The organism is Nocardioides lijunqiniae, from assembly GCF_015024225.1.
Taxonomy (GTDB): domain Bacteria; phylum Actinomycetota; class Actinomycetes; order Propionibacteriales; family Nocardioidaceae; genus Nocardioides; species Nocardioides lijunqiniae.
This window is the reverse complement of the sequence record NZ_JACJGM010000065.1, coordinates 1-8,728: the sequence shown is the minus strand read 5'-3', so window position 1 is coordinate 8,728 and position 8,728 is coordinate 1. Positions and strand designations below refer to the sequence as shown.

The 8,728-nt window shown below is 71.6% G+C and carries 10 protein-coding genes; all 10 read left to right on the top strand.

Features of this window, described 5'->3' with window-relative positions; translation table 11 throughout:
- Window positions 1–207, top strand: a 207-nt coding sequence (locus tag IRQ30_RS22860) for a hypothetical protein (RefSeq protein WP_227468009.1), incomplete at its 5' end; no start/stop codon positions are given.
- 134 nt (window positions 208–341) lie between these two features.
- Window positions 342–1,514, top strand: a complete 1,173-nt coding sequence (locus IRQ30_RS22855) for an acyl-CoA dehydrogenase family protein (protein ID WP_134740859.1) — start codon at window positions 342–344, stop codon at window positions 1,512–1,514.
- Between the two features lie 44 nt (window positions 1,515–1,558).
- Window positions 1,559–2,551: a Bug family tripartite tricarboxylate transporter substrate binding protein gene (locus IRQ30_RS22850; protein WP_338089832.1), complete on the top strand. Its 993-nt coding sequence runs from the start codon at window positions 1,559–1,561 to the stop codon at window positions 2,549–2,551.
- Window positions 2,548–3,066 (top strand): tripartite tricarboxylate transporter TctB family protein, encoded by a 519-nt coding sequence (locus IRQ30_RS22845; RefSeq protein WP_193615124.1) that lies wholly within the window; start codon window positions 2,548–2,550, stop codon window positions 3,064–3,066. The genes IRQ30_RS22850 and IRQ30_RS22845 overlap by 4 nt, the downstream gene beginning before the upstream one ends.
- Window position 3,067: 1 nt before the next feature.
- Window positions 3,068–4,606, top strand: a complete 1,539-nt coding sequence (locus IRQ30_RS22840) for a tripartite tricarboxylate transporter permease (RefSeq protein ID WP_193615123.1) — start codon at window positions 3,068–3,070, stop codon at window positions 4,604–4,606.
- A complete protein-coding gene (locus IRQ30_RS22835; RefSeq protein WP_193608212.1) occupies window positions 4,603–4,992 on the top strand; it encodes a universal stress protein in 390 nt (129 codons plus the stop codon). Before IRQ30_RS22840 ends, IRQ30_RS22835 begins: the two co-directional genes overlap by 4 nt.
- A 60-nt stretch (window positions 4,993–5,052) precedes the next feature.
- The gene (locus IRQ30_RS22830; RefSeq protein WP_193615122.1) at window positions 5,053–5,619 is read left to right on the top strand and encodes a hypothetical protein; all 567 of its coding nucleotides are present in this window, start codon (window positions 5,053–5,055) and stop codon (window positions 5,617–5,619) included.
- Window positions 5,616–7,121, top strand: coding sequence for a hypothetical protein (locus IRQ30_RS22825; protein WP_193615121.1), 1,506 nt, complete (start codon window positions 5,616–5,618; stop codon window positions 7,119–7,121). The genes IRQ30_RS22830 and IRQ30_RS22825 overlap by 4 nt, the downstream gene beginning before the upstream one ends.
- A 50-nt stretch (window positions 7,122–7,171) precedes the next feature.
- On the top strand, window positions 7,172–8,170 hold the full coding sequence (locus IRQ30_RS22820) for a glycoside hydrolase family 6 protein (RefSeq protein ID WP_193615120.1): 999 nt from the start codon (window positions 7,172–7,174) through the stop codon (window positions 8,168–8,170).
- Window positions 8,171–8,191: 21 nt separating this feature from the next.
- A partial coding sequence (locus IRQ30_RS22815) for a response regulator transcription factor (protein WP_193615119.1) occupies window positions 8,192–8,728 on the top strand: 537 nt, incomplete at its 3' end.

Below are 8,728 nucleotides of genomic sequence, written 5' to 3'. Positions count from 1 at the left end.
GCCCCGGTGCCGGAGCCGGTCGGCCGACGGCGTCCCCGCGCCGCGGCGGCGTCCGGAGGGTCCGGCGCGCCGCGCACGCCCCGCGTCGCCAAGCCCCCCGCGCCCCCGGTCAAGCCGCGCATCGCCGCCTCCGACCGACCCGTCACCGTCTGCGACCGCTGCTTCATGGCGTTGCCAGCCACCGGGGTGTGCGACAACTGCGACTGAGCAGGTTTTTCAGCGGCTGCGGAAAAACCTGACGTTCTGGGCCAGAACTCTGCCCCGGAAGCACCGGGAAAAGCCCAGAACCTTCGGGCCGCGGGTGGTTAACAAGCATTAACCTGGGCGCTACAGTGAGAGGCATGAGCTTCGACCTGAGCCAAGAGCACGAGGAGTTCCGCCGCAGCGTCCGCGAGTTCGCGGAGGCGGAGATCGCGCCGCACGCCGCGCAGTGGGACCGCGACCACCACTTCCCCGTCGACGTCGTGCAGAAGATGGGCAAGCTGGGGCTGTTCGGCCTCACCGCCCCCGAGGAGTACGGCGGCGCGGGCGAGGACGGCGACTTCACCAGCCTGTGCGTGGCGATCGAGGAGATCGGGCGCGTCGACCAGTCGATGGGCATCACGCTCCAGGCCGGCGTCGGCTTGGGCATCAACCCGGTCCTGACCTACGGCACGCCGGAGCAGAAGGAGCGTTGGCTCCCCGAGCTCGTCGCCGGCGAGAAGCTCGCGGGCTTCGGCCTCACCGAGCCCGGCGCCGGCTCCGACGCGGGCGCGACGCGCACCAAGGCCGAGCTCCACGACGGCGAGTGGGTCGTCAACGGCGCCAAGCAGTTCATCACCAACTCCGGCTCGGAGATCACCAGCCTCGTCAACGTCACGGCCCGCACCGGCACCCGCGCGGACGGCAAGCCCGAGATCTCGGTGATCATGCTGCCCTCGGGCACGCCCGGCTTCACCGTCGAGAAGGCCTACGACAAGCTCGGCTGGCACGCCTCCGACACCCACCCGCTGTCCTTCGAGGACGCCCGCGTCCCCGCCGACCACCTCCTGGGCGCGGAGGGCCGCGGCTACGCGCAGTTCCTCGCGACCCTCGACGACGGCCGCGTCGCGATCTCCGCGCTCTCCGTCGGCTGCATCCAGGCGTGCGTCGACATGGCGGTCCAGTACGCCGGCGAGCGGCAGACGTTCGGCGGCCCGATCGGGCGCAAGCAGGGCGTCGCGTTCCAGATCGCCGACCTGGAGACGATGCTCCACGCCAGCCGGCTGCTGACCTACCGCGCCGCCTGGCTCAAGGACTCCGGCGCACCCATGAAGGACTTCAAGCAGGCGGCCTCGGTCGCCAAGCTCTACTCCACGGAGTCGGCCGTGACCGCCACCCGGATCGCCACCCAGGTGTTCGGAGGCTACGGCTTCATGGAGGAGTACCCGATCACCCGCTTCTACCGCGACGCCAAGGTGCTCGAGATCGGCGAGGGCACCTCGGAGGTCCAGCGGATGCTGATCGCGCGGGGGCTCGGCCTGCCCGTGGAGTGACGCGCCAAGTGACGCCGGGCACAGCCTGGAGTAGGTTCCCGAGAGTGCCTGACTCTCGGTGGCGACGTACGACGGTCGCAACGTCCCTGGCTGCGCTCGTCGCAGCGACCTCCGCCTGCGGGGTGACCCGTGGCGACGACAGCCGCGACATCCTGATGATCATCCCGAACGCGGCGGGCGGCGGCTACGACCAGACCGGCCGCGAGGCGGTGAAGATCATGAAGGACGGCGACGTCACCGGCGGCGACTTCACCGTCGACAACATCGAGGGTGCCGGCGGCACCAACGCGTTCACCGAGATGCTCGGCGACGCCGGCGACGAGCACACGATGATCACCGTGGGCCTCGGCGTCGTCGGGTCGCTCTACTCCTTCGGCAACGAGGGCCGCCTCACCGACGCGACCCCGCTCGCGCAGCTGATCAGCGAGCCCGAGGGCGTGATCGTCCCGGGCGACTCGCCCTACCAGACCATCGACGACTTCGTCGAGGCGTGGGCCGCGGACCCCGGTGAGCTGGCCGTGGGCGGCGGCTCGTCCCCGGGCGGCCCGGACCACCTGTTCCCGATGCAGCTCGCCGACACCGTCGGGATCGACCCCAACGACGTCAACTACGTCTCCTACGACGGCGGCGGCCCCTTGACCAGCGCGCTCCTCGGGTCCAAGATCGCGGCCGGCTTCTCGGGGCTCGCCGAGTTCGAGAAGCAGATCGAGAAGGGCGAGCTGCGGGTCCTCGCGGTCTCGGGGGAGGAGCGCCAGCCGCAGCCGGCGCTGACCGACGTACCGACCCTCACCGAGAGCGACATCGACCTGGTGTTCCTCAACTGGCGCGGGGTGCTCGCGCCGCCCGACATCGGCGACGAGCGCCGCGAGGAGCTGATCGGCTACCTCGAGGAGATGCACGACAGCGAGGAGTGGGCGGCGGCGCTGGCGCAGTACGGCTGGACCGACGACTTCAAGACGGGGGACGACTTCGTGACGTTCCTCGAGGAGCAGGACGCACGCGTCAGCGGGACGCTCGAGGACCTGGGGCTGCTGTGAAGGACACGGTGAAGGACGAGACGGTGACCCCGGAGCGCCAGGTCGACCGGGCGCAGTACGGCCTGGCGGCGGTGCTGGCGGTCGTGGGCGCCTACACGCTCGTGGACGCGCGCGGGCTGAACGTCGGCTTCGCGGACCCGGTCGGACCGCGGGTGTTCCCCTACGTGATCGGCACCGGGATGCTCGTGCTGGCGGTGCTGCTCGCGATCGCGACGGCGCGCGGCGACGTCGGCGAGGGTGAGGCCGGCGAGGACGTCGACCTGACCTCCTCGGCCGACTGGCTGACCGTCGGCAAGCTGGTCGCCATCCTGGTGCTCAACCTGCTGCTCGTGAACGTGCTGGGCTGGGCGATCACCGGGGCGCTGCTCTTCGCGGGCTGCGCCTGGGCGCTCGGCAGCCGCACACTCCTGCGCGACCTGCTCGTGGGGGCGGTGCTGTCGGTGGCCAGCTGGTACTTCTTCTACACCGCGCTCGGCGTCCCGCTCTCGCCCGGCATCCTGGACGGGATCCTCTGAGATGGACACCCTGAACCTGCTCTTCGACGGTCTCGGCGCGGCGTTCACGCCCGAGAACCTCATGTACGCCGCGATCGGTGTCCTGATCGGCACCTTCGTCGGCGTCCTACCCGGCATCGGGCCGGCCATGGCCCTGGCGCTGCTGCTGCCGATCACCTACGGCCTCGAGGTCACGCAGTCGCTCATCATGTTCGCCGGCATCTACTACGGCGGCATGTACGGCGGCTCGACCACCTCGATCCTGCTCAACACCCCCGGCGAGTCGGCCTCGGTGATGACGGCCATCGAGGGCAACAAGATGGCCAAGAAGGGCCGCGCCGCGCAGGCGCTGGCCACGGCCGCGATCGGCTCGTTCGTCGCCGGCACGATCGGCACGCTCCTGGTGGCGTTCTTCGCGCCGACCATCGCCGAGCAGGCCGTCAAGATCGGCGCGCCGTCGTTCTTCGCGATCATGCTGCTCTCGCTCGTCCTGGTCTCGGCCGTCCTCGGAGCCTCGCGCCTGCGCGGGTTCATCGGGCTCTTCATCGGGCTCACGATCGGGCTCGTCGGCCTCGACCTCTCCACGGGCCAGGCGCGGCTGACCGGCGGGATCACCCAGCTGGTCGACGGCGTCGACATCGTCGTCGTCGCGGTCGGGCTGTTCGCGATCGGCGAGTCCCTGTGGATCGCCGCCCACCTGCGCCGCAACCCGGTCGAGGTCGTGCCCGTCGGGCGCCCGTTCATGGGCCGCGAGGACTGGGCCCGCTCCTGGAAGCCCTGGCTGCGCGGCACGGCGATCGGGTTCCCGTTCGGCGCCCTGCCCGCGGGCGGTGCGGAGACCCCGACCTTCCTGTCCTACATCACCGAGAAGAAGCTGGCGAAGAACGGCGACGAGTTCGGGCACGGCGCCATCGAGGGCGTGGCCGGGCCCGAGGCCGCCAACAACGCCAGCGCCGCGGGCATGTTCGTCCCGCTGCTCGCCCTCGGCATCCCGGTCACGGCGACCGCCTCGATCCTGCTGGCCGCGATGACCACCTACGGCATCGTGCCGGGCCCGACCCTGATGACCGACCAGCCCGACCTCATCTGGACGCTGCTCGCCAGCCTCCTCATCGGCAACGCGCTGCTGCTCGTCATCAACCTTCCGCTGGCGCCGCTGTGGGCCAAGCTCCTGCAGATCCCGCGCCCCCAGCTCTACGCCGGCATCTTGTTCTTCGCCTCGCTCGGCGCCTACGCCGTCGACCAGAACCCCTTCGACATCGCGCTGCTGCTGGTCTTCGGCGCCGTCGGCTTCGCCGTCCGCCGCTTCGGCATCCCGATCCTGCCGCTGATCCTGGGCGTGATCATCGGGCCGCTGATGGAGGTCAAGATGCGTGAGGCACTCGACATCTCCAACGGCAAGATCAGCGGGCTGTTCAACGAGGGCCTGGCGATCGGGATCTACGTGATCATCGTCCTGGCGATCGTCGTCCCGATCGTGATCGACCGGGTGCGCGGCGACCGGCCGCTGGTGGCCGACGCGCAGGACGGGACCAACGAGAAGGAAGAGGTGTCGCGATGACGGTCGTGGTCGGCTACATCCCCAACAAGTACGGCGAGGCGGCGCTGGAGGCCGGCATCGTGGAGGTGCGCCGCCGCGGTGGCGACCTCGTCGTGGTCAACTCCAGCCGTGGCGACGCGCTGATCGACAACAAGTACCTGGGCGAGGCCGGCGTGGCCGAGCTCGAGCGGCGCCTGGTCGGCGCGGCGATCCCGGCGTCGGTGCGTCACGCCCTCGGTCACGACGTCGCCGAGTCGATCGTGGAGGTGGCCACCGAGGTGGACGCCGAGCTGATCGTGATCGGCATCCGCAGGCGGTCCCAGGTCGGCAAGATGCTGATGGGCAGCGTCGCCCAGAAGGTGCTGCTCGACGCGCCGTGCGACGTGCTGGCGGTCCGGCCCGACTGAGCCCGCGGTCGACCGGCGTCCTTTCGGTGAACCCGAAGAGGCTGGTTTAGCATTCGCGCCGTGCCCAGGAACCCGGACGCGTACGCCGTCGTGCGCCGCGTGTCCGTCGGCCTCGTGCTGCTGCTCGCCGTCGCGCTGGTGCTGCTGAGCCCGCGGTTCGGCCGCGCCGAGCCGGAGGGCAGCTACCGCCCGGTGCTCGACCCCCCGGCGCTGGAGCTGCCCTGCTACCCGCTGCCCGAGGGGCTCGTCCTCGACTTCGCCCACCAGGTCCGCACCGACGGTGACGTCGAGGTCGACGGCCAGACGGACGGGGAGACCCGGCGCGAGCTGGTCGTGCAGTACGACCTGGTCGACGCCGACGAGGTGCGCGAGCGCCTCACCGCCTCCTTCGTGGAGGCCGGGTTCACCCCGGAGACCGGCACGGGCGACGCACTGGTGTTCACCCGGCCCGACACCGGACCGGTCAGCGCCGAGGTGGAGCAGCTCTCCGGCATCCCCGACGACTCCACCGTGCGCGGCACGGTGCTCCTCGACCTGCCGTCGGTCCCGGTGGCCTCCGACGACCCGATCTGCGACGACCCGTACGCCACCAAGCGCTTCCCCGAGTCGTGGGAGCCGGCGACGTGATCGACGAGCTGGAGAGGTCCTACCGTCGCCTGCCCCGGGGCGGCACGATCCTCGCGGTGCTGGTGGGCGCCCACGTGCTGCTCAAGCTGGCGCTGCTGCCCAAGGTCGGCCACACGCCCTTCGTCGGCGACGAGGCCTACTACGTCGACGGCGGCAAGGCGCTGTCCAACCTGGTGCGCGACCTGGTCGGTCTGGGCCCGGTCGACACCGCTGAGCTCGAACGCCACGTCGTCGGCAGCGGCTGGTTCATGCCGGGCATGTCCGCCCTGCTCACGCCGCTGTTCCTGGTCGACCCGGACGCCTCGACGTTCGTCATCCGCTGCTACCTCGGCGTGGTCTCCACGATCGTGCTGCTGCTGACCGTGCGCACGGTGCGCCGTACGTTCGGTGATCGCTACGCCGCGCTGCTGCTGGTGTTCCCCGGCCTGGTGCCGATGTACCTGCTCTTCATGTACGGCGCCTGGGGAGACCTGCTGGCCGGCCTCCTGGTCGTCGTGATGATCTGCCGCATGGTGTCGATCTTCCGGCGGGTCCGCCAGGGCGTCGGATTCTCCCTGCGCGAGGGAGCCTCGCTCGGGCTGCTCGGCATCGTGATCGTCTACCTGCGCTCGAGCACGGCCCTGCTGGTCGGGGGCATGTTCCTGGTGCTGCTCGTCGCGCTGGTGCTGCTGCTGCGGCGCCGGGAGCGCCTGCGCGGGGTCGGCGCGATGGTCCTGGCCGGCGTCGTCTTCGTGGGGCTGCTGCTGCCCTGGTCGGTGGCGGCCTCGCAGAGCCTGGGCGGACGCGTGGTGACCACGACGTCGGTGCCGACGGTGCTGGCCAACACCTTCGGGGAGTACGACCGGATCTGCTTCGGCCCCTGCGACCCCGGCAGCACGATCTGGTTCTCCCCGCTGCGCTACGCCCGCGAGGTGGCCCGCGCCACCGACGGCGACCAGGTCGCCATCCAGTCGGAGATGTCGGCCTACGCCCGCGAGGACGTGACGCCCGAGAGCTACTCGCGCGACGTGCTGGCCAACTTCTACGCCTACGCGCTCGAGCCGGCCGGCTACAACGACCAGCTGATGGACCCCGAGACCGACGGCGACACCTTCACGTACTGGTTCGTCACGCTGGTCACGACCCTCATGTGGTACCTCTCGCTGGTCGTCCTGGTGTGGGTGCTGCTGCTGGCCACGCGCCGCTCGTTCGAGTCGCAGATCCTCAGCGTCGTGCTCAAGCTCGGGCTCGGGGCGCTGCTCACCCAGCCGTTCATCCACCTCGCCTCCGCGCGCTACTGGCCGACCGCCGCACCGCTCCTGGCGCTCGCGCTGGGGCTGTGGCTGCAGGTGCGCGCGGAGCGGCGGGTGGCGGTCGGCGTCGGCCACGACCTGCCGGCCGTCGCGCAGGCCGTGGGCGCTCCGAGCCCTGCCGCCGTGCACCGTGGCTTCTACTGGGTGCAGCTCGGCCTGGCGGCCGCCAGCGTCGCCGTCGTGCTGCTCGTGCTGGTCCTGGCGATCTGAGACGGCCGTGCCCTGCGGGGCGGCCGAGGGGTGCAGGGCATGATGGTGCCGTGATCTCGGAGCGTGCGTGGGTGCCCGTCGTGCTCGGTCTGCTGCTGCTCAGCGGCTGCGCCGGAGCCGACGGTGACGACCCCGAGGACCCCGCAGGGGGCTCCGGGGCGACGCTGGCCCCGGTCGAGGGCAACCCCTTCGTGGGCCACGGGCTCTACGTCGACCCGGCCAGCCGCGCCGGCACGGCCGCCGAGCAGGCACGGACCGCCGGCGACGAGGCCTCGGCCCGCGCCTTCCAGCGACTGGCGGAGACCCCCGCCGGCATCTGGCTGACCCCCGAGGCGCTCCCGCCCGGGCAGGTCGGCCCGGCGGTCGCCGCGACCGTCTCGGACGCCGCCTCGCGCAACGAGGTCCCCACGTTCGTCGTCTACGGCATCCCGGACCGCGACTGCACCGGCGGGTTCTCCGGCGGTGGCCTGCCGGCCGAGGAGTACGGCCCCTGGGTCCAGGAGATCGCCGACAACGCGACCGGGTCGGCCGTCGTCATCGAGCCGGACGCGCTCGCCTCCGCGCTGGAGTGCGACAACCTGGAGGAGCGGGTCGGGCTGATCAGCGACGCCGTCAGCCGGCTCGCGGCGGCCGGCACGGCGACGTACCTGGACGGGGGACACTCCGACTGGGTCTCGCCGGACTCCCTGGCGCCGGTGCTGCAGCGCGCCGGCGTCGACCAGGCGCGGGGGTTCGCCACGAACGTGTCGAACTACCAGGAGGACGACGCCGAGCGCAGCTACGCCGAGCAGCTCAGCGGGCTGCTGGGCGGCACCCACTACGTGATCGACAGCGGACGCAACGGGCGCGGGTCCACGCAGGAGTGGTGCAACCCGCCGGGGCGTGCCTACGGCCGGGCACCGGAGGCCGTCGACGACGGCACCGGGCTCGACGCCTTCCTGTGGGTGAAGCCTCCGGGCGAGAGCGACGGCGAGTGCCAGGGCGGTCCGGCGGCCGGTGAGTTCTGGCCCCAACACGCGCTGGAGATGGCGACCGCCTCCGGATGGTGAACCCCGTATAGGCTGCGGGTCATGTCGGGCAACACGTGGACCGCGGTCATCATCGAGGACGATCCGGACGTCCGCGATCTCATCGACATCGTGCTGACGCAGTCCGGGTTCAGCACGGTGGTGGTGGGCGACGGCTCCGCCGGTGTGGAGGCGGTGCGCACGCACAACCCGCTGATCACGACGCTCGACGTCAACATGCCCGGCATGGACGGCTTCGCGACCGCCAAGCGGCTGCGGGAGTTCAGCGACACCTACCTCATCTTCATCACCTCCCTCGGCGACGAGATCGACGTCGTCCAGGGCTTCGAGGCCGGCGGCGACGACTACCTCGTCAAGCCGTTCCGCCCGCGCGAGCTGCGCGCCCGCGCCGACTCCATGCTGCGCCGGCCCCGGGCCCGCCAGGACGTGCCCAGCGGCCCCGCCGAGTCTCCCGCGCCGCCTCCGGAGCCCGTGGCGCCCCAGGAGGAGTCGTGGGCCGCCAAGGCGGCCCGTGAGCTGACCGCAGGCGTGCCGCTCCCGCCCGCCGGCGAGTCTCAGTCCGCGGCTCCCGCCGCGGCC

Excerpts from the sequence above, each read along its gene's own strand:
- IRQ30_RS22855 (WP_134740859.1), top strand. The coding sequence starts at position 342 with ATGAGCTTCGACCTGAGCCAAGAGCACGAGGAGTTCCGCCGCAGCGTC.
- IRQ30_RS22840 (WP_193615123.1), top strand. The coding sequence starts at position 3,068 with ATGGACACCCTGAACCTGCTCTTCGACGGTCTCGGCGCGGCGTTCACG.
- IRQ30_RS22835 (WP_193608212.1), top strand. The coding sequence starts at position 4,603 with ATGACGGTCGTGGTCGGCTACATCCCCAACAAGTACGGCGAGGCGGCG.